At 71.2% G+C, this 20,057-nt stretch carries 15 protein-coding genes and 1 pseudogene; 10 read left to right on the top strand and 6 right to left on the bottom strand.

Annotated elements, in window-relative coordinates; genetic code table 11:
• Positions 1 to 364 precede the first annotated feature (364 nt).
• Entirely contained in the window at positions 365 to 2,239 is a 1,875-nt protein-coding gene (locus ACZ4EG_RS27400) for an ABC transporter ATP-binding protein (protein WP_453559632.1), read from the top strand.
• Positions 2,236 to 3,081: a serine/threonine-protein kinase gene (locus tag ACZ4EG_RS27395; RefSeq protein ID WP_453559630.1), complete on the top strand. Its 846-nt coding sequence runs from the start codon at positions 2,236 to 2,238 to the stop codon at positions 3,079 to 3,081. Before ACZ4EG_RS27400 ends, ACZ4EG_RS27395 begins: the two co-directional genes overlap by 4 nt.
• 64 nt (positions 3,082 to 3,145) lie before the next feature.
• Here ACZ4EG_RS27395 and ACZ4EG_RS27390 read toward each other — a convergent pair whose 3' ends face one another.
• Both ACZ4EG_RS27390 and ACZ4EG_RS27385 read right to left on the bottom strand, forming a co-directional pair.
• Positions 3,146 to 3,898, bottom strand: a complete 753-nt coding sequence (locus ACZ4EG_RS27390) for a hypothetical protein (RefSeq protein WP_467792469.1) — start codon at positions 3,896 to 3,898, stop codon at positions 3,146 to 3,148.
• Positions 3,888 to 4,475, bottom strand: a complete 588-nt coding sequence (locus ACZ4EG_RS27385) for an RNA polymerase sigma factor (protein WP_263205124.1) — start codon at positions 4,473 to 4,475, stop codon at positions 3,888 to 3,890. The genes ACZ4EG_RS27390 and ACZ4EG_RS27385 overlap by 11 nt, the downstream gene beginning before the upstream one ends.
• 213 nt (positions 4,476 to 4,688) lie before the next feature.
• Here ACZ4EG_RS27385 and ACZ4EG_RS27380 point away from each other — a divergent pair, with 213 nt between their 5' ends.
• The 4 genes from ACZ4EG_RS27380 to ACZ4EG_RS27365 all read left to right on the top strand — a co-directional run bounded on the left by ACZ4EG_RS27380 (position 4,689) and on the right by ACZ4EG_RS27365 (position 12,679).
• Positions 4,689 to 4,898: a ferredoxin gene (locus ACZ4EG_RS27380; protein ID WP_467792468.1), complete on the top strand. Its 210-nt coding sequence runs from the start codon at positions 4,689 to 4,691 to the stop codon at positions 4,896 to 4,898.
• The gene (locus ACZ4EG_RS27375; RefSeq protein ID WP_467792467.1) at positions 4,888 to 6,261 is read left to right on the top strand and encodes an NAD(P)/FAD-dependent oxidoreductase; all 1,374 of its coding nucleotides are present in this window, start codon (positions 4,888 to 4,890) and stop codon (positions 6,259 to 6,261) included. Before ACZ4EG_RS27380 ends, ACZ4EG_RS27375 begins: the two co-directional genes overlap by 11 nt.
• A 31-nt stretch (positions 6,262 to 6,292) precedes the next feature.
• Positions 6,293 to 7,492: a cytochrome P450 gene (locus ACZ4EG_RS27370; protein WP_467792466.1), complete on the top strand. Its 1,200-nt coding sequence runs from the start codon at positions 6,293 to 6,295 to the stop codon at positions 7,490 to 7,492.
• 234 nt (positions 7,493 to 7,726) lie between these two features.
• Positions 7,727 to 12,679, top strand: coding sequence for an NACHT domain-containing protein (locus tag ACZ4EG_RS27365; RefSeq protein WP_467792465.1), 4,953 nt, complete (start codon positions 7,727 to 7,729; stop codon positions 12,677 to 12,679).
• 14 nt (positions 12,680 to 12,693) lie between these two features.
• Here ACZ4EG_RS27365 and ACZ4EG_RS27360 read toward each other — a convergent pair whose 3' ends face one another.
• Positions 12,694 to 15,360: a type 1 periplasmic-binding domain-containing protein gene (locus ACZ4EG_RS27360; RefSeq protein WP_467792464.1), complete on the bottom strand. Its 2,667-nt coding sequence runs from the start codon at positions 15,358 to 15,360 to the stop codon at positions 12,694 to 12,696.
• A gap of 287 nt (positions 15,361 to 15,647) precedes the next feature.
• Entirely contained in the window at positions 15,648 to 15,887 is a 240-nt protein-coding gene (locus ACZ4EG_RS27355) for a chaplin (RefSeq protein ID WP_453559611.1), read from the bottom strand.
• Positions 15,888 to 16,112: 225 nt separating this feature from the next.
• Here ACZ4EG_RS27355 and ACZ4EG_RS27350 point away from each other — a divergent pair, with 225 nt between their 5' ends.
• Together ACZ4EG_RS27350 and ACZ4EG_RS27345 are read left to right on the top strand one after the other, a co-directional pair.
• Positions 16,113 to 16,685 carry a TetR/AcrR family transcriptional regulator gene (locus ACZ4EG_RS27350; RefSeq protein WP_453559608.1) on the top strand — a complete coding sequence of 191 codons (573 nt, stop codon included), beginning with the start codon at positions 16,113 to 16,115 and terminating at the stop codon, positions 16,683 to 16,685.
• Between the two features lie 107 nt (positions 16,686 to 16,792).
• The gene (locus tag ACZ4EG_RS27345) at positions 16,793 to 17,464 is read left to right on the top strand and encodes an enoyl-CoA hydratase-related protein (RefSeq protein ID WP_467792463.1); all 672 of its coding nucleotides are present in this window, start codon (positions 16,793 to 16,795) and stop codon (positions 17,462 to 17,464) included.
• Between the two features lie 21 nt (positions 17,465 to 17,485).
• Here ACZ4EG_RS27345 and ACZ4EG_RS27340 read toward each other — a convergent pair whose 3' ends face one another.
• Positions 17,486 to 18,280, bottom strand: a complete 795-nt coding sequence (locus ACZ4EG_RS27340; RefSeq protein ID WP_467792462.1) for an MFS transporter — start codon at positions 18,278 to 18,280, stop codon at positions 17,486 to 17,488.
• 2 nt (positions 18,281 to 18,282) lie between these two features.
• Between ACZ4EG_RS27340 and ACZ4EG_RS27335 the strand changes: the two are divergent.
• A pseudogene (locus ACZ4EG_RS27335) lies at positions 18,283 to 18,489 on the top strand (CGNR zinc finger domain-containing protein); the annotation flags it as partial.
• Between the two features lie 235 nt (positions 18,490 to 18,724).
• Positions 18,725 to 19,699, top strand: coding sequence for a DMT family transporter (locus tag ACZ4EG_RS27330; protein WP_467792461.1), 975 nt, complete (start codon positions 18,725 to 18,727; stop codon positions 19,697 to 19,699).
• Here ACZ4EG_RS27330 and ACZ4EG_RS27325 read toward each other — a convergent pair.
• Positions 19,659 to 20,006 (bottom strand): hypothetical protein, encoded by a 348-nt coding sequence (locus ACZ4EG_RS27325; protein WP_467792460.1) that lies wholly within the window; start codon positions 20,004 to 20,006, stop codon positions 19,659 to 19,661. The genes ACZ4EG_RS27330 and ACZ4EG_RS27325 overlap by 41 nt on opposite strands.
• Positions 20,007 to 20,057: the final 51 nt, after the last annotated feature.

The following is a 20,057-nucleotide window of genomic DNA, read 5'->3' as shown; positions in this document are numbered from 1 at the left end:
GTACCCAGTGTGTCCAAGGGGTCTACCGAGGGAGAAACTTGCGGCTTTTGTCCCGCTATTGCCATCCAATTCCCGCCCTACACCGTATGTGATACGAGGGATTTTTCGACAGGAGGAACAGCATGGCGATCTTCAGCAAGCTCTTCCCGGCCAGTCACCGCGACCACGGTGACAGCAGCGGCCATGGTGACCACGGAAGGGACTCGGAATCGGGGCACGGGCACGGCGAGAGGAACCGTGACCACGAGGGTCGTGGAGACCACGAGGGTGGCCACTCCGATCACCACAGGTGAAAGCAGGCTGAGCGGGCCGGTGACCGGGGGAGCCGGTCCGTTCCGCCGTCGGTCTGCGACGGAGCCGTGCCATGGTGGCTGTCCCCCGGCGTTTCCTGCAGCGCCTGCTGGCGGTGGGCGGTGATGCCGATGCCGCGAGCGCCGTTGTCGCGGCCGCGCCGCCGTTGCCGCCGCGCGAAGTGTTCCGGCGCTTCTGGCCCTACACTCGCGGCCGTCGGCGCTGGCTGGTGCCCCTGGTTCTCTTCAGCCTGATAGGGCCCCTCGCCGACGCCGCCGAACTCTGGCTGTTCAAGATCGTGGTGGACGAGGTGCTCGTACCACGCGATCTGCGGCCCTTCATCTGGATCGCGCCCACCTATCTGGGGCTCGTCGTCGCCTCCGGCGCTCTCAGGTTCGCCGACGACGTGACCTCCACCTGGGTGGGCGAGCGGTTCCTGCTGGCCGTGCGCGCCGACGTCTTCCGGCACGTCCAGGGGCTGTCGCTCGGATTCTTCGAACGACGGCGGCTCGGGGACCTGCTCTCGCGCGTCACCGGTGACGTGGACGCCGTCGAGACATTCCTGCTCTCTGGCGTGGCGGACGGCCTGTACTACCTGGTGCGGCTGGGTGTCTTCGTCGGCCTGCTCTTCTACCTGCGCTGGGACCTGACGCTCCTCGCGCTCTTCATCGTGCCGCTGTTCTGGCGCGCCGCCCGGCACTTCTCCCGGCTGATCAAGGAGGCGTCCCGGGAGCGCAGACGCCGCAGCGGTTCGCTGAGCGCGGTCGCCGAGGAGTCGCTGGGCAATGTGACCCTGGTGCAGGCCTACAACCGGCAGGACTGGGAGGAGCGCCGCTTCGAGCGGGAGAGCCTCGGCAGGTTCCACGCCACGATGGCCTCAGCGCGGATCCACGCCGTCTACGGTTCGCTCGTCGAGGTCATCGAGGTGGTCGGCGGACTCGCCGTCATGGGCCTCGGCACCTGGAAGCTGGCCCAGGGCCAGCTCACCCTCGGCGGGCTGCTGGTCTTCCTCGCCCTGATCGGGAAGCTGTACAGCCCGATCCGCGGCCTGTCCCGGCTGGGCAACACCTTCTACGCCGCGTCGGCGTCCGCGGAACGGATCATCGAGCTGCTGGACCAGCGGCCTCAGGTCGTCGAGGCCGCCGACGCGCGGCGGATCGGCCGGGCGCGGGGCGACATCGAGCTCGACGGCGTGTCCTTCCGCTACCCCGGGACCGCACGCCCGGCCCTGTCGGAGGTGTCACTGCACGTCGCTCCGGGAGAGGTGCTGGCGCTGGTCGGGGCGAGCGGGGCCGGCAAGTCCACGGTCGCCAAACTGCTGCTGCGGTTCTACGACCCCGACCGGGGCGCGGTGCGTCTCGACGGGAAGGATCTGCGCACCCTGCTCCTGTCCGACGTGCGGGAGAGCGTCGCCGTGGTCCTCCAGGAGACATTCGTCTTCCACGGCACGGTGCGGGACAACATCGCCTACGGCCGTCCCGGGGCGAGCGAGGCCGAGATCGTCGCGGCGGCGCGTGCCGCGGACGCCCATGAGTTCATCGAGCTGCTCCCGGACGGCTACGACACCGTGGTCGGCCAGCGCGGCCGGACCCTGTCGGGCGGGCAGCGCCAGCGCCTGGCGATCGCGCGCGCGATGATCAGGGACGCGCCCGTCCTGCTCCTGGACGAACCGACCACCGCCCTCGACGCACGGTCCGGCCTGAGGATCATGGGCCCGCTGCGCCGCCTCATGGCCGGGCGCACGACCGTGGTCATCTCCCACGATCTGCTCACCGTCCGTGACGCCACCCGGATCGTGGTGCTCGACGGCGGTCGGGTCGTCGAGTCGGGGACCCACGACGAGCTGCTCGCCCGGGACGGCACCTACGCCCGGCTGCACCGGATGAGCCCCGCGGCCGGACGCCTCGCCCGGCCGGAGTCCGCCCCGTCCGGGACGGTGCTGTCATGAACGGCGCGGAGGCGGCACCCGCCCCGCCGATGGCGCCCGGCACCCGTCCGGTTCCCGGTTACCAGGTCCTGGGCCATGTGACGCGTACGAGCTGGCTGGACGTGTACGACTCCTGGAGCGAGGAGCGGGCCTGCCGCTGCGTGCTCAAGACACTGCGGCCGGACCGGCGCGGCGATACGGGCTTGCACGACCGCCTGCTGCGGGAGGGCCGGTGGCTGCGGGATTTCAGCCATCCGCACCTGGTCCGGGCCTATGAGACCTTCACCCTGCCGGAGCCGCTCGTCGTCCTGGAGACGCTGACCGGGGAGACGCTGGCACACATCGTCCACCGGTTGCGGCGCCGGCCGTCCGCCGCGGATGTGGCGCTCCTCGGCGTGCAGCTGTGTTCCGCGATTCACTATCTGCACGCCCAGGGCCTGCTGCATCTGGACCTCAAGCCGTCCAACGTCGTGGTGGAACGCGGGCACGTCAAGGTGTTCGACCTCAGCGTGGCCAGGCCGCCCGGCCGCGCTCCCGCCGGACTGGGCACGCGCTGCTACCGCGCACCGGAACAGGAACACGTCGGGGAGCTGTCGGCACCGGCCGACGTATGGGGCATCGGCATCACGCTGTACGAGGTTGCCGCGGGTGATGTCACGTTCGTCCGTGCCGGAGCCGGTGAGTCCGAGGAGTTGTGCGAGGTGCCGCCCATCGCGTCACGGCGGCGTCTGCCCCGCGCTCTTGCCGCGGCGATCGACGGGTGTCTGCGGGCGGACCCGTCGGCCCGGCTCACGATCCCCGAGCTGGCCGGGGCCCTCGGCGCCACACCCCCTGGCGAGGGTCCCCGCGCCGCCCGAGCCTGAAGGCATGCCAGGGCGCTCCGAGAGGGGGCCGTCCCCCGCGCAACCCCGCCGGGCCACCGAGCCCCTACTCGTTCCGATTGGCCTGGCCCAGGGGCGCCCTCGCGAGCATGGTGCCGTCGAGCGTGGTCACCCGGGCGCCGGAGAGCGCCGAGGGATCGACGGGGGCGGGGGCACCCCAGGAGCCGCTGCCGTCGCGAATGGAGAAGGTGCCGACGGGAACCGTGCTGCCGTCCTTGCGCTCCAGGAAGCAGACGACCTTGCCGTTGTAGCTGGTGCCGGCGTGGGGGAGGTTCAGCGTCATATAGACCCAGCCCTCGGGATCGGCATGGGCATAGACCTCGCCGACCGGCTTGCCTTTGGCGCCGACAGAGGTCAGATCGCCGGACAGCATGTCCGCGACCGGCACGGTGGAGGTGGAGGGGCCGGCCACGACGTTCTCGATGGCCGAGCCGACCGCCCAGCCGCTGAACCCGACCGCGACGACGGCCGCGGCCGTTGCGGAGGCGATGCGCAGCCGGGCCCGTCCACGGCGGCCCTTGCGCGGGACGGTGGCCTCCCGTGTGTGCCCCTCATGCACCGGCGTCACCTGCGTCAAGGACTGCGCCACTCGCGTCTCGAACCCGACCGGCGGTTCGCTTCCCGGCAGCAGCCCGATGAGTCCGTCGCCCACGAGGGTCAGCTGCTCGATGTACTCCCGACAGTCCGCGCACGCGTCCAGATGGGCGACGGCCCCGGCCCGCTCACGGCCGGGCAGCACGCCCAGTGCCAGCTCGGGACCGATTTCCCGAAGCTTCTCGCAGGTCACATCACTTGACATGGTCGCCTCGTTTCGGAGACGCGAGCGTGGACCGCAGTTTGCCCATCGCCGTCCTGATGCGTGTCTTGGCGGTGCCCAGCGGGATCTTCTCCGAGTCGGCGATCTGCTGGGCGGTCATGCCGTAGATGCCCGCCATCACCAGGGCACGGCCCTGTTCGGGCGGCAGCTCCGCCACGGCTTCCCGCAGCCGTGAGGACGCCTCGTCGGCCAGCGCGTGCTGCTCCGGCGTGTCGCTGACAACGCCGAGGATCGACTCGAGATCCTCGGGCGCCACCGGCTCCGGCTGCCGCGAGCGGACGGCGTCGATGGCGAGGTTGTGGGCGATGGCCGTCAGCCAGGTCCGTACCGAGCCGCGCCGTGCGTCGTATATCTGTGCGTGGCGCCAGGCGCGCTCGAACGTCTGCTGGGCGATGTCCTCGGCGAGCTGCGGATCCCCGGTGACGGCGATGGCCACACCGAAGACCGTGTGCTGGAACCTCCGGACGAAGGTGACGGCGAGCTCCGGATCTCCGGTGGCCAGCCCGGACAGCAGAGCCTCATCCGGGAGGCGGCCCACCGGGAACCGAAATCTCGACATACCCGTATATACGGTTCGTCCCCGCCAGGAGATTGCTCCGCCGTTGCGGAAACGGAAGGTCATGTTCCGATTCTCTCTCCGTTTTCCCTCCGCCAGGGCGGTAGCCCGAAGTGACAGAGGGGGCGTCTGGTGCAACTGGGGCCTGACGGGCGCATGGTGCGACACCGGCGTAGAGAGGGAAGGGGGCCGGCACGACTCAGGGAGTGGCCAGCCATGCAGATCGTTGTGGACCTCACGCGCTGCCAGGGCTATGCGCAGTGTGTCTTCCTCGCACCGGACGTGTTCGCGCTGCACGGCGAAGAGGGACTGCTGTACGCCCCGGCCGTCCCGGACGACCAGACCGAGCGCGTGCGCCAGGCGGCGGCCGCCTGCCCGGTCCAGGCCATCCTCGTCGGCGAGGCGGTGACCGCCGGTGCCCGGTGATCTGCGGGACGGCCGCATCGTCGTCGTCGGCGCGTCGCTGGCCGGGCTGAGGGCCGCGGAAACGCTGCGCGAGGAACGCTTCACCGGCTCACTGACCGTGGTGGGGGATGAGCCCCATCCCCCCTACGACCGGCCACCGCTGTCCAAGCAGGTGCTGCTCGGCAAGGCGCCCGCCGACACCACGGCGCTGCCGATGCGCCGGGACCCGGACGCCGAGTGGCGGCTGGGAGTGGCCGCCACCGGCCTGGACCCGCTCGACAGACGCGTCCTGCTGGCCGACGGCCAGTCGCTGCCGTACGACCGCCTGCTGATCGCCACCGGTACCCGGGCGCGCCCCTGGCCCAACCCGGAAGAGGCCTCCCTGGACGGGGTGTTCACCCTGCGTACCAGTGACGACGCCGCGGGGCTGGCCGAGCGGCTGGACGCCGGCCCGACCCGGGTACTGGTGATCGGCGGCGGCTTCACCGGCTCGGAGATCGCCTCGGCCTGCCGGGAACGAGGAGTGGACGTGACGGTCGCCGAACGCGGCCCCGCACCCCTCGTCGGCGCGCTCGGCGGGACGCTGTCGAAGCTCGCGGCCGCCATGCAGCGCAACCACGGCGTGGACCTGCGCTGCGGGGTGACGGTCACCGCTCTGCGCGGCGACGGGAACGGCCGGTTCACCGGTGCGGACCTGTCCGACGGCAGCCGCGTCGACGCGGACGTGTGCGTCGTGGCGCTGGGGGCGGTCCGCAACGTCGAGTGGCTGGCGGAGTCCGGCCTGGCCGCGGGCCCACGCGGGATCGCCTGTGACGCCGGGTGCCGGGCCTTCAACATGTACGGCATCGTCACCGACGACGTCTTCGTGGCCGGTGACGTCTCCCGGTTCCCGCACCCGCTGTTCGGGTACCAGATGCTCTCCCTGGAGCACTGGGGCAACGCGGTCGCGCAGGCCGAGGTCGCGGCCCACAACATGGTCAGTCTCGGGCCGCTGCGGCGCCCGCACCTCGCCGTCCCGACGTTCTGGTCGACCCAGTTCGGGTTCAACATCAAGTCGGTGGGCGTGCCCACCTACTCCGACCATGTGGTCATCGCGGAGGGCTCGCTGGAGGCGCGCCGGCTGGCGATGGTCTACGGCTACCGGGGCCGGGTCACCGCCGCGGTCACCGTCGACATGGCCAAGTCGCTCGAGTACTACCAGCACCTGATCGAGACCGCGGCTGCGTTCCCGCCCCCGCCCGGCGCGGTGGACCGCGCGATCGCGGCCGACATCCCGGTCCCGTCCGACGTGCCGGATCCGAAGGGGCTGTCCCACGGCCCGACCGTGGCACTCACCGGTCATCTGCCCGACCGCCGGCTGACGGTCGTGCAACCCGCCGCCTGACCCACGTCCCGCCCCACCACGAGGAGCCGCCATGGCCTCCGACACCCTGCTGGCACGGATCACCGACTACGCGAACCGCCCCAACCCCTACCCGCTGTACGCGGAACTCCGCGAGGCCGGTCCCGTGGTGTGGCAGGCGGACGGCAGCTGCCTGGTCGGCACCTATCACCGGATCGCCGCCCTGCTGCACGACCCGCGGATGAGTGCCGATCCGCGCTCTCGCGCCGCCGCGCCGCCGTCCGAGACAACGGCGAATCCGCCGTTCCTACGGCTCGACGACCCCGAACACCACAGGCTGCGCACCCTGGCCATGCGGCCGTTCGGCCCGCCGCACAGCCCGGGCCGGATCGATGCCATGCGCGGCGAGATCGACCAGATCACCAAGGAACTGATGGAGTCCGTCCAGGCGGGCCGGCAGCTCGACATCGTCGACGATTTCGCCTACCCGCTGCCCGTCACGGTCATCTGCCGGCTGCTCGGCGTACCGCGCGAGGACGAGCCACTGTTCCGGACGTGGTCCGATGCCCTGGTCACAGCGGCCGATGTACGGCCGGGTGAGGACCCCACCGAGCGCCACCAGGTGGGCAACCGGGCACAGCTCGAAATGGGCGGGTACCTGGTGGACCTCGCCGAGCGGCGCCGGGGCCACCCGACCGACGACATGCTCTCCGCCTTCGTCAACGAACCGGATCCGGCCCTGCGGCTCACCCGCGACGAACTCGCGCAGACCGCGATACTGCTGCTCATCGCGGGACACGAGACGACGGTCAACCTCATCACCAACGGGGTGCTCACCCTGATGCGCCACCCCGAGCAGCTGGACCTGCTCCGTCACGACCCCGGCCTGCTGCCGCAAGCGGTGGAGGAACTGCTGCGCTACGAACCCCCGGTCCATATGCGCGAGAGGATCCCCCTCGCCGACATCGACGTCGCCGGCACCACGATCCCCGCGGGCACGTCCGTCGTACTGGTCCTGGCCTCGGGCAACCGCGACCCCAAGCGGTTCCACGAGCCCGACCGCTACGACCCCACCCGCCCCGACATCGAACACTTCGGCTTCGGCAGCGGCATCCACCTGTGCTACGGCGCACCCCTCGCCCGCATCGAGGCCGAGGCCGCGCTCGGCGCGCTGATCCCCCACCTGAGCACGGCACGCCTGATCCAGGACCCGCCGCCCTATCGGCAGAACGCCATGCTTCGGGGCCCCCGCCACCTGCCGGTCCAATTCTGATTCCGACCACGGAGGGCCCCGGCAGAGGCCGGCCGCGACTTCTTGGCCATCGCGTCGGACAGCTGACAGCGAATGCGGTCTGCCCGCAACGGGCTTGAGCATCCGCTCACGATGCCTCGGCGGCGCAGGTCTGACAGACTGATGTGCCGTCAGCACCGGCTCGCGTCGGCGCGCGGCCCGCCCCCTTCCGGTCAGGGCTGAGCGCGGAAGCGGGCGTGGACGGGGGAAGGCGCGGTGGAGAGCGAGAGTCTCGGGGATCTGTTCGACGACGAGTCGGCCTCACGCGCGCTGGAGGCGTGGGCTCTATACGGAGGGCACGGCGGCAAAGTCCGGCCCCTCACACCCCGTTGGCGGCCGTCCGGGAAGAGCGCCAGCGGAGCCCTGCTGGCCGCGGTACTGGTCACCCCCGGTCCGGGCGCCGTGGTGGTCAAGGTGTCTGCGCCCGGCCGACGGGACGAGGGACAGACCCACACCCTGGCAGAGCGGACCGCGGGCGGACGCCTGGCCCGGCAGGTGTTCGCGCCATGGCCGGTGGGAGACGACCGGCTGCTGACGTTCCAGTCCCCGGCGGGCAAGAGCCTGCGCGACGTGGACACGATGGCCCGCCTCGACGCGGACGAACTGCCGGACGCCTGCGCCCATGTCGCAAGGTGGCTGCTGACGGAATGGAACGACGGCCTGGGCGGCAACGAGGCCGTCACGCTCGCCGCCGCCGACGTGTTGCGCGACGAACTCGGCGAACTCGTCGCCCGCGGCGGCTCGGCCCTCGACTACGGCTCGCGGATCGGCGGCCTGGAGGCGAACACCCCCTGGATCCGCGTCGACGACCTGGACCTGCCCAATCCCCTCGCGATGGTCACGGGTGCCGCCGGGCTCCCCAACCCGGCATTCGACGTCGTACGTGGCCGGGCACACGGCGATCTGCACCTGCAGAACATCATGCTGCCGTACCGGGAAGGGCGAGCCCAGTACGAGAAGTTCGAGCTCATCGACCCGGCGACGTTCTCGCAGAACGCCCTCCTGTCCCGGGACGTGGCGACGCTGCTCCTGTCCGCCCTGGTCCCACAGGTCCGCGAGCCGCAGTCGCCCGAGCACGGCCACGCCCTGCTGCGCCACCTGGTGTGCCCAAGCACGAGCCACCTGCACCGGATCGCGCCCGGGACGAGCCGCCTGGTGCACGCCGTGCGGCAGGCCTGCGCCGACGCCGTCACCGACGGCTGGTACGACGTCTGGGCCGACCAGTTCCTGCTCTCCCTGCTGGTCACGGCCCTGCGCTTCAGCACCTACAACGACGTGGGAGACACCGGCCGGTGGTGGTTCTTCCGGCTCGCCGCGCACGCCGGCGGGGAACTGCTGAAGCGGCACGAGGACCGGCCGCGCCCCACCGGACAGCCGGTCATCGCGCCGACGAGCACAGGAGCCGACCCGCAGGACGCTCGGCGCGCGCCTGCAACCCGGGCCGGCGGCCGCTCCGGCTCCGACCGCTTCGTCACCCAACGGCCCGAGGAACTCCGCCGCCTTGAGGCCTACAGCCGTACGGCATTCGTCGCCGCGGGGCACCAGGGCGGTTCGGGCGCCGATGCCCAGCCGTTGAACCTGGCCGCGCTCGCCGTCCCCAGAGACCTCGAATGGTCGCTCCTCGGGGTGCTGGACAAGGGAGGCTCGGCGTGTGTAACCGGCGCGCCCGGCACGGGCAAGACAACGCTGCTGTGGCGGCTCCACCGCGAGCTCGCCTCGGTCCCCGAAGGCCCGCGGCCCTACTTCCTGAGGGCCGGCGACCTCTGGAACACGGTGCCCGGCGCCGGACTCAACCTGGAGACGGTGCGTGCCGCGTGCCGTGTCCTGCCCGGCCCGGCGGTCTTCCTCTTCGACACCGCCGACTTGCTGGTCTCCGACACGTCGGGCCGGATCCTGGTGCAGGAACTGCTCACGATCGCCGCGGAGCACTCCGTACGGGTCCTGATGACCTGCCGGGAAAGAGAGGCGCGCACCCTTCGGCCGTACGTGAGCGACTTCGCTCTGGAGTGGAAGCAGCTCGGCCCGTACAGCCCGCGCGAGCAGGACGCGGCCATCCGTTCGCACGCCCGGTACTTCTACGCGGGACAGCCCGAGGTCTCCGTGGCCGAGGTCTGCCGCACCGTCGCGAATGCCGCGGTGCGGGGCCTGCCGATGCGTGAGGTGTGCCGCGCTCCCCTCACCCTGCGCATGCTGTTCGAGACCTTCGAGTCACAGCAGCCGACGCTCAAGGAGATCGACGCCACGACGCTGTACGACCTGTACTGGACCCACCGCGTGGGCCGGGACCAGAGGGCGGGCGACGCGCCGCCGCCCGGTACGGCGCGCCCGTCCGACCTCTCCGAGTCCGGAGAGGCGCTGGCCCAGCTGATGCTCCAGGAGGGCCGGCTGGACCTGACGGCCACGGAGGTCGGCGCCGGTCTGCGTACGACGTCCCGGACCGCGGACGCCGTCGCCGAACTGGTCGACGACGTCCAAGGGCTCGTATCGCGCGGTGTTGTCGAACGGCAGGGTGCCGGGGCCGCGGAGCGCTACTCGTACTTCCACCAGACCCTGTTCGAGTACGCGGCCGGACGTCGGCTCGCCCACACCGCGACGCCGGACCGCCCGTCCCATCTGAGTCTGCTGCTCGACTGGCTGAAGGAACACCCCGACGACCAGTTCCGGCTCGCCGTCGCCGAGCAGGCACTCGTCCAGGCCGGACGGGCGCTCGGCCGATCCGCCGAAGCGTGCACGGCACTGCTGACAGGGCTGCTCGCAGACACCCGGGACGGCCGGCCCGAGCTGCACGGGCTGAGGGCCATGCAGGTGCGCGTCTACGCCCGGCTGCCCGCCCCCGACGCCGAACTGCGGCGGCACTTCACACCGGCGGTCGCCGCCCTGCCTCCCGTACTGGGCAGGATCTACCTGGAAGCACTGCCCACCACCTGCCACCAGGACGGTGCGCGGATCGTCGACGAGCTGCTGGGCATCTGGCGCGGCGGGCACGACGAGCTGAAGATGCCGCTGCTCACCGCCCTGAGCTGGCTCGCCGAGAGCCTGCCCGACAGCGTGATCCAGGTCATCGACCGGACCTGTCCGTACGCCTCTCAGGGCCGCGACACCTGCCGTGGCACGCGCTGCGCTCCCCGTGAATGTCTGTGGGCCTGGCTGCTGACCCTCGAACAGTCGGAGGTCTACAAGTTCCTGGCCGTTCTCGAGGGACTCGCGCCGAAGCGCCCCGACTGGGTGTGGCCCCGGCTGCGCGCGCTGATGACGGATCCGCGCCGGGACCTGCTGCCGATCGCACGCTGTCTGCGGCTGGCGGCCCGACGGCAGGACTGGCCGGAGCGGCCCTATTCCGTCGTACGGCCCATCGTTCGCCATCGCTGGGGCCGTGCCCGCCCGGGCAACAAGAACGGCCGCGAACTCCAGGCGGCCCTGGGACGGTTGATGGCGAGCGGCTGGCCGACCAGCGGCCGGCCACCCTCGCTGGACGCCGTCCTGACCGCCGCGGCCCGGCGCCCGGAGGAAACCATGTCGTACCCGCAAGTGCGGGCCGTGGGCGAACTGGCGCTCCAGGCGCCGCCCGAGGAGGTCCGGCATCTGCTCGACGTGGTGGAGGAGGTCGCACATCCGGCATCGATGCCGCTGCTCACCGACGCTCTGCTGCTGCCCCTGCTCACCGCCGAGCAGGGTGCCGTGGACACGATCGGCGGCGACACACAGCCGAGCCGTACGGCAGGGGCGGAGCCCGTCGCCACGGCGGTGGTCCGGAGCTGGCTGGCCCGGAATCTGCGTGCCCTCGACCGCCCCGGTCCGGTCGACTCCGCCCACCGCCTTGCGGTGCACACCTGGGGCCGTGACCTGGACGTGGTCACCACGGCACGACTGGTCGCCGAAGCCTGGCCCACGAGCGGCGCGGAGGGGCCGGACGGCGGCCGTGACGAGCCGGGCACGCAGGACGGACTGCGCCGGAACTGGCTGTCCGACCAGGGCGCGGCCAAGCTGCTGATCGCCGCCGCGGCAGCCGGGCACCCCCACGCACTTCAGGCCCTGCGGCTGTGGCGGGCCGACCGGGCCGAGAAGGGGGACGTCAAAGGACTCTCCCGCGGTACGGGCGTGGCCGACGCGGACGCCGACATCTCCGGCACCTTGCAACGACTGCTCCCCGAACACCCGGAACTGCTGGACCAGTTGTTCGCCGGGGGAACCATCGACCCCCGGCTGGATCCGGGCTGGCTGAACGAGGCGCTGCGGCGGCCCGGAGCCGACGTCGACCGTCGGCTGACCGCCGCGCTGCACCGGCACGCGGACACGCTGGAGCGGCTGTGCGACGTAACCTGGACCCGTGACTACGGTTCCGCGGTCGCCCAGCAGTCCTTCCATCTGCGCGGCAAGCTCATCGCCCGGGGTGTCCTCGGCCCCCCGACCGCCGGCCGGATCGGTGAAATCCTTGCCCTGCTCGGCCATCCGAACGACCTCAGGGCCGCGCTGCTGATGGTCGAGACCGTCATCAACCACAGCCCGAACGGCTCCCTGGACACGCAGGAGTGGCACCAACTGGAAGCCACCCTGCGCGACTTCACCCAGACCGAGGACACGGCGGGGCGCACCGGGCCCGGCAGGCGACGGCACGAAGGCGTCGCGGTGGTGGCCGGCCGATGCCTGATGGGCCTGGTGTGCCGGCACCACGCGCTGGACACGCCGCAACGTGTCGCCCGGGCACGTGCGAGCGCGCTGCGCCATCTGGCGAAGGCCACGCAGGTGGACGAGGTGACCGTGCTGGGGCGGTTCGTCGAGCGCCTCACCGAAACCGCGCCACAGGACGCCGTCGAGCTGGTCAACGCGGCTGCCGGGACCCTGCGCGCCCTGCCCAGGGGCAAGGTGATGTCACTGACCCAGCGCTGGTACCGCCCGGTCTCCCGCCTCGTCGAACGGGCAACCGCCGAGCAGTGGAAGCAGCTCGTCGAGGGGTCCTGGGAGGGTCCCGAGGAGCTCCTGCGGCTGCTGATCAGGGCCGGCATCCGCAAGCGCACCGATGAACCGGCCGCGTATCTGCTGGCGATCGCCGACAGCAGCCGCTGGCCCGACATGGTCCGGGAGACGGTACGCGTCGGCACCCTCCTGCACACCGAGGGCAGCCGCAGGCGCTGGCTCCCGCCCCTCGACGCCGGCCCGGGAGCGCCCTGAGGAGCGAGGCGGGGTCAGTCGTGGTCCCGGAGGCAGGGGAAGGTCCGGCCTTCGGAGCCCCACCGGGCGGGATTCTGCCGGTTGGGCAGGAGTCCGCAGCTGAGCAGCGTGTCGGTGGTGCCGTCGGGCTGCCGGATCTCGCGGATGAACACCGCCTTGTCGGGGGGATATTTGTTCCGGCCGTCCAGCTGGAGAACTCCGGACGCGCCCGGGTACTGGGACACACCGTGGGCGGTCAGCCAGAGGTAGATGTCGTTGGGTTTGATGTCGGAGTCGGGGGACGTGGGCAGCACGTTCTCGATGACCTGGGTGACGATTCCCACGGTGTCGTAGCCGCCCGCGGCATCCGCGTCGGCTCCGCGGTCACCGAAGACCTCGGCGAAGTTCCGGGCGAACTGCGCGTAGGGGTCCCGGGAATCCCGCGTGGGCGCGTTCGCCGTCTCGTAGAAGATCGTCATGTACGGGTACGCCTGCGCCGTCTTCCGCGGATCGATCTGGAAGTCGATGGGGGCGCTCTCCGCGATCAGCGGGATCGTGGTGCCCTGCGGGGGCTGGCACTCGCCGCCCGCACTCTGCATGGCGTTGAGGAGGCTCGGCAGTACTCCGGAACGGCCGAGGTAGACGACGATGCCCTGGCTCGCCGTGACCTTGTTGCACACATCGGTCGCGATGGTGGCCGGTGTGGTGGCGCCGGGCTTTTCGCTGTAGGTGACCTCGTCGACCGTGCCGTATGCGCGGTAGGCATCGACGAACAGGTTCTTCAGGTCAGTGCTGAAGTACGCGTCGGTCGGGTCGTACACGACTACGGCGTGCGGTGTGCCGGCGGTGAAGGACCGGACCGCGGGGGAGTGACGGACGAAGTCGGCCAGGACCGGCGCGACCCGTGTGTTGGGCGCGGAGATCTGGAAGTAGCGCTGCGGAGAGTCGGGGCCGACCATGGCGCTGCCGGTCACTCCGTTGGCGATGACCGGGATGCCCGCCTGGTCGAGCTCGCGCGCCGCGTCGAGGGACTCGGGCCGGCTCTGGGTGAGCCCGACGACGGCGGCGATGTGGTCCCGCTTCTGACGCTCGATGATCATCTTGCTGACGTCCGGGCCGTTCGGCGCCGACGCGTTGTGCGAGCCATAGCGGAAGTACTGGCCGGTGTTGGCGATCAGTAGGCGGATCGGCATCTTGTTCTGCCGGTCCTCGCTGTTCAGCTTGTGCTGCTGGGCGATCGCCCCGCGCAGGATCTGCAGCCCGATGGGCGGGTCGTCGTAGACCCCGTCCTGGAGGCTCAGCGGCGCCAGGAAGACCAGGGTGCGATAGCGCCCGTCCGTGATCTGTGCGTTCTGTTCGGCGACCTGCCGCTCCAGCTCCCTGAGCTCCTTCCCGCGCTCTCCCGGAACCGCCAGGTCGCACTCGCTCCCGTCGGTGATGCCGACGCGTTCACCGGTCGCGACCGTCACGCACGAGGGCGGCGTGGACGGTGACGGGGATGGTGGTGGCCAGATGTAGGGCGGGGCGATGACGAAGAGGGCGATCAGCCCGGCCAGGAACGGCACCGCGCTCGGGCGGAGCCAGTCGAGGCCGCTGTCCTTGCGGGCGTTGACACTGGGATGGGTCTTCAGCCCGTTCTCCGCCGAGCGTTCCGCGTCGTCGTCCTCGGCGGGCAGCGTGACGAGACGTACCGGCTCGGCGCTGCCCTCGTTGAGGCAGGTGAAGATCTTGTCCGCGATACCGTTCGGCCGGGTCGGGTCGGCGCCGAGGGGGACGGCGTAGTCCGGTGGCGCCCCTGCGCTCGCGGCCAGAATGAACAGCGGCGAGGAGGCCTCGTCGGGAGCGAGTTCCTTGAACGTGCCCAGAAACGCGCGCCCTGGTCCGTTCACGTCGTCGATCTCGGGAATCAGGACCACGAAGGCCCACCGGCGGCGGGCCCAGCGATGACTCAGCGGAGTCCGGCGCCGGGTGGCCCTGCGCAGATCGCCGAGCAGGGCGCGCAGCAGGATCCGGCGCACGCGCGGGTCCTCCCGGTCCAGCTCGCTCTCCCGGCAGAATGCGAGGGCGGCGTCCAGAAAGCACGAGGCGTGGAGTTCGTCGGCGACCCAGCGCAGGCCCCAGTGCCGTAGCCGGAACCGGTAGAAGGCCTTGGGAATGCCGACGATCAGAGCCGCCACCAGTCCTTGGATCCAGCCGGTCAGGAAATGCTGTCCGAAGAATCCCGCGATCTTCGCGCCGAAACCCAGCACCCGGCGCCGGTCGAGCAGTGCGGCATGCAGCCCGTCGAGAATGGGTTTCTGCCGGGCCCTCAGATCTCCCGCGCCACGCTCCAGGTCGAGTACGGCCCGGCAGGTATGGAAGGCCGACAGGTTCAGGCTCCCCGAGGGCATGGTCAGTTCCAACCGCAGTGCCACCTGATCCATCGCCTCGATGAACCCGCCGCTGGACTCGGCGTCGTCCACCACGGCGTGCGGTACCTGGAAAAGGGAGTTGCCCCGGCCTCGCGTCAGCCGGTGCTCATACTCCCGGACCAGATGAGCCGGTGCCCGGACGTCGCCGCCGTCCTGTCTGACCAGCACCAGAGCCGGTACTTTCGCCGCCCTGGACCTTCGGGCCACGAAGGTGTCGATCTGCCGTATCAGGCGGTCCGACCATTTGGGATGGACGGGCGTCGTCCCGGAGTCGGGCACAACATTGCGCACGCGTGGCCTCCATGGGGAGAAGAAAGGAAGGCCAACATGCCATGGAGGGCGGGCGCAAAATCACGCTATTTCCTTCAATGAATTCCAATGAACGCTTCGGATCGCTCCAGGATCGGACGACGGCGACGCCGTGACTCAGGAAGCCGCTTGCCCGTGGCCGAAAATGCCAGCGACCCGGCGGCGACTTCGGCGGACGAACGAGGCCCCGAGCCCGTCGCGGGCCCGGGGCCTCGTTGCCGACCTGCGGCCTCCCGGGCCGGGTCCGGCGGGAGGTCTGTTCGGCCGCGCTAGCTGTTGGTGCAGGTGTTGCCGGAAGTCGGGTTCATGAACGCGAGGATGTCGAGGGTGTTGCCGCACAGGTTGACCGGGATGTCGATGGGAATCTGGATCACGTTCCCGGAAAGTACGCCCGGGCTGTCGCTGGCGACGCCGACGGGATCGGGGTCGGCGGCGAAGGCGGCCGTGGTCCCCGTGAGAGCGAGGGCGCCGGTGAGGACGGCGGTCACGGCAGCGGTGCGGATGCGCATGTGGTCTCCCTTGTCGAAGGTGGGGTGCATCCATCACATGCGGTGGGCCGCCAGGCGCGCACGTGCTGTTAGGCCGGACGGAGGGTACGGCTTTACCTGTCGGGTCTTGCATGTTCTATGCCATACACCATAAGTTACTGACAGGTAATCACTCGAAGGGCTGAAGGACTTCAGAAGGGCGGCGTCTGCGAGGTGAGTCGGCGAAAGAGCGACAGCCGGGAGCGGATGGTTCTCAGTGCCGCTGCCCTGTTGCGCGAATACGGCGTCGGCGCGACCACCATCGACCGGGTCCTCGCGCACAGCGGTGCCCCCCGTGGCTCGGTGTATCACCACTTCCCGGGCGGGCGTGCGCAGTTGATCGACGAGGCCGTGGCGCTCGCCGGTGACTTCATCACGGGTGCCATCGACGCCGCCACGCGGGCCGAGGACCCGCTGAAGGCGATCGACGCCTTCTTCGCGCTGTGGCGCCACCGGCTCGTGGAGAGCGACTTCAGGGTCGGCTGCCCGATCGTGGCGGTGGCGGTGGCGACCAACGACGAGGCCCCGCAACTCGCCCGCGCCGCCGCCGAGGTGTTCGCCCGCTGGCAGGAAGCGCTGGCCGCCCTGTTCGTCCGCCACGGCCTGCGCGAGGAGCGCGGCAGGCGGTTGGCGGCGTTCGTCATCGCCGCGGTCGAAGGCGCGGTGATCATGTGCCGGGCCGAGCGGAGCACCGCTCCGCTGGACGCGGCCGCCGCCGAGATCGACGACCTGCTGGTCCACGCCCTGCGGGACCGGCCTGACGCGGACCCCGGTCCGTGACCGTGACCCGCCGTCCCGACCGCGCTGCCCCGCCATTCCAACCCGCTGACCCGCCGTCCCGACCCGCTGACCCGCCGTCCCGACCCCGCCCGACCCGAGGAGCCACCATGCCCGCACTCGACCGCCAGGACAGCGTCTACATCCTCGATCTCGGAGACGGCGAGAACCGTTTCCACCCCGACTGGATCGCCTCCGTCAGCGACGCCCTGGACGAGGTGGAGAAGGCGGAGGGGCCGCGCGCCCTGGTGACCGCGGCCACGGGCAAGTTCTTCTCCAACGGCCTGGACCTGGAGTGGCTGTTCGCCCACAGCGACGAGTACCAGGACTACGTCGTGTCCGTGCACGAGCTCTTCGCCCGGTTCCTGTCGCTGCCGGTGATCACCGTGGCCGCGCTGCAGGGACACACCTTCGCCGCGGGGGCGATGCTCTCCCTGGCCAACGACTTCCGTGTGATGCGTGCCGACCGCGGATTCTGGTGTCTGCCCGAGGTCGACATCAGCATCCCCTTCACCCTGGGCATGTCCGCGCTCATCCAGGCCCGTCTGGCCCCGCAGACCGCTCACGAGGCCATGGTCACGGGCCGCCGCTACGGCGGCCAGGACGCGGCGGCCGCCGGCATCGTCGACCGCGCCGTCGCCGAGGACACCGTCCGGAGTGCCGCCGTCGAGATGGCTCAGGCCCAGTCGGGCAAGGCGGGCGACACCCTCGGCACCATCAAGGCCCGCATGTACGCCCCCGTACTCGCCGTCCTGCGCGATACGAGCAACCCTCTCGGCTGACGCCCGCGCCGGCCGCCTGCGTCAGGCGGCCGACGGGAATGCGAAGAAGGCCAGTGCCGCAAGGACCGCCACGCAGGCTGCCACCGCCAGTGCGCCCGTAAGGGACCAGGTTGCGATGGGTCCGGCAATTGCCGCTCCCACCGCGAACCCAGTGATCTTCAAGCTCGCGCCCATGGTGAAGATCTGTCCGCGCAGCTGCTCGGGAGCCTCCCGGTGGCGCACCGCGAACAAGGCGGTGAGCTGCGGCCCTTCACCGATCCCGGCGATGAGCAGGGCCACGACGAGCACGGCCGGCCGGTCCGATGCGGCCAACGCGAATGCGGCTGCCTGGACCAGGGCGCCGGCCCAGATGATCGTGTCGGGGGTCAACGAACGCGGAAACCGCACCAGTACGGCATTGGCCATCAGCGCGGAGACCGCCGCGCAGGTGAGCAGCACGGCACCCCGGCCGGACCCGCCGAGGACGCGCTCGCCCAGGAGCGGAACGCAGGCCGTCAGCATGCCCTGAGCGGCACAGGAGACGACCGAGGAGACCGTCGCTCGCGCCAAGCAGGGTCTCCTGACGATGACGCGTATTCCGGCGGCGAGGACGCCGATCACCGAGGTCGGCTGCGCGACCCGGTCCCGGCGGGGTTGCGCGGGCAGCAGCCACGCCGCCGGGATCGCCGAGCCGATGAGCAGTGCGGAGACCAGCACGGCCGTCGGCGCCCCGAGGACCTCTGCCACGCCACCGGCGAGAACCGGACCGGCCAGGCTTGCCGCGCTGAAGGTCATCGCATCGAGCGTGTTCGCCCGCGGCAGACGGTCGCCCGGCACTGTGCATGGCGCTGACCGTCCTCGTCTGGGACCGCCAACGCCCGCCCGGGCGGGTCTGCGCGTCACCCAGCTGCGACAACGTCTTGATCAGCCAGGGCAGCGGCCCGGAACGCCGCTACTGCTCCCGCCGCTGCGCAACCCGCGAACGGGTCGCCGCCCACCGGCGTTCCCACTCCCTCGACCTCGACCGGCCGAGCAGGACCGGCTAGCGCCTCGACGTCCCCGGGGTGCGTCACCGACAGGTACGATCGCCGGGTGAACACCTACTGGCACGTCGTTCTGCCGCCGCTCTGCGCCTGACCGGGCGCGGACGCTGACAGTTTGATCTCCGCCCCGACCGACCCCGCAGGGCGGTCAGGGGCTCGTGTCGTGCGCCCGTTTCGGATCGAGTCCAAACGCATTCGACTACGGAAGATCACGACTGTGCCGAACCGCACTTCCCCCTTGACTCCCGCGCGCCCGGCCACCGCCGCCCCGCGCCCCTCTCGCACCGGTTTCCTCGGCGGCCCCGCGCCCATCCTCGCCTCGGCCGTACTCTGGGGCACGACCGGGACCGCCAGTTCCCTGGCACCGTCCGGCGCGGCTCCGGCGGCCATCGGCTGCGCCGGTCTCAGCTTCGGCGGCATCCTGCTGTTCCTCACCTCGCGCGGCGCCCGCTCCCTGCCCGCCGCCTGCACACGTGCCGAGCGATGGCTGATCGTCCTGGGCGCGCCGGCGGTGGCCGGCTATCCGGTGACCTTCTACCCGGCCGTGGCACGCACCGGCGTGGCCGTGGCCACCGTGATCGCATTGGGCAGCGCGCCGGTCTTCGCCGGGCTGCTGTCCTGGATCACCGGGCAGGCCCGGCCGACCGCACGCTGGACCGGCGCCACCACGGCCGCGGTGGTGGGCTGCACGCTCCTCGTCCTCGGCCCCGAACTGGCCGGGGTAGGTACGCCCGTTGACCTGACGGGAGTCCTGCTCGCGATGTGCGCGGGGCTGTCGTACGCCGTCTACTCGCTGATCGGCGGCAGGCTCATCGCGCGCCGGCACGCGTCCGATGCGGTGATGGGCGTCCTGTTCGGCGCGGCCGGCCTGCTCGTCCTCCCGGTCGTCGTGTTCGCCGACGTGCGCCGGCTCGCCACCCCGCGCGGCGCGGCGGTGGCCGTCTACCTCGCCCTGTTCACCGTCTGCCTCGCCTACCGGCTCTTCGGACACGGACTGCGTCACACCCCCGCATCGGTGGCCACGTCGCTGACGCTGGCCGAGCCCGCGGTCGCAGCGGTCCTGGGCGTCACCGTCCTGGGCGAGCGTCTTCCGGCCGTCTCCTGGTCCGGGCTGGCCGTCCTCGCGCTGGGCCTGGTCCTCCTGGCCGCCGAGCCTGCCGGCCCTGCCGGTTCTAGGCGTCCTGGGCGTCCTGGGCGTCCTGGGCGTGCTTGAGTGCGTCGCGGGCGGCCGGGCGTTCGGAGGGCTCCAGCGTGCCCCAGTAGGTGTGGGTGACGATCGTGACGGCGAGTTCCTGCTCCCGCTCTCGTAGCGCGGCGACCTGCGACTGCTCCTCGGGGGTCCAGCCGGGGGAGTCGGGGTAGGCGGGGGAGCCGTCGCGCCAGTAGCCCTCCGGGCGCTCCCAGGCCTCGATGGGCTCCACGGAATACGGCAGCCGCGCGATCAGGCAGGCGAGATCCCCACGCACCTGTTCGAGATCGCTCTGTGCTTTGCGTAGATCGTCAGGAAAGTTGTATTTCACACACCAACACTAGTTCGGCTTTCCGGCTGTAGCGCCCTGCGGCGCGTGCCG

The organism is Streptomyces sp. NPDC025638 (assembly GCF_055558775.1).
Note: the sequence above shows the minus strand (reverse complement) of the source record. Positions and strands in the feature narration are given on the sequence as shown.

What these genes read in the sequence shown, in the direction of transcription:
- ACZ4EG_RS27395 (WP_453559630.1), top strand. Translation starts at nt 2,236, where the DNA reads ATGAACGGCGCGGAGGCGGCACCCGCCCCGCCGATGGCGCCCGGCACC.
- ACZ4EG_RS27350 (WP_453559608.1), top strand. Translation starts at nt 16,113, where the DNA reads ATGGTTCTCAGTGCCGCTGCCCTGTTGCGCGAATACGGCGTCGGCGCG.
- ACZ4EG_RS27400 (WP_453559632.1), top strand. Translation starts at nt 365, where the DNA reads ATGGTGGCTGTCCCCCGGCGTTTCCTGCAGCGCCTGCTGGCGGTGGGC.
- ACZ4EG_RS27355 (WP_453559611.1), bottom strand. Translation starts at nt 15,887, where the DNA reads ATGCGCATCCGCACCGCTGCCGTGACCGCCGTCCTCACCGGCGCCCTC.
- ACZ4EG_RS27385 (WP_263205124.1), bottom strand. Translation starts at nt 4,475, where the DNA reads ATGTCGAGATTTCGGTTCCCGGTGGGCCGCCTCCCGGATGAGGCTCTG.
- ACZ4EG_RS27380 (WP_467792468.1), top strand. Translation starts at nt 4,689, where the DNA reads ATGCAGATCGTTGTGGACCTCACGCGCTGCCAGGGCTATGCGCAGTGT.
- ACZ4EG_RS27345 (WP_467792463.1), top strand. Translation starts at nt 16,793, where the DNA reads ATGCCCGCACTCGACCGCCAGGACAGCGTCTACATCCTCGATCTCGGA.
- ACZ4EG_RS27390 (WP_467792469.1), bottom strand. Translation starts at nt 3,898, where the DNA reads ATGTCAAGTGATGTGACCTGCGAGAAGCTTCGGGAAATCGGTCCCGAG.
- ACZ4EG_RS27370 (WP_467792466.1), top strand. Translation starts at nt 6,293, where the DNA reads ATGGCCTCCGACACCCTGCTGGCACGGATCACCGACTACGCGAACCGC.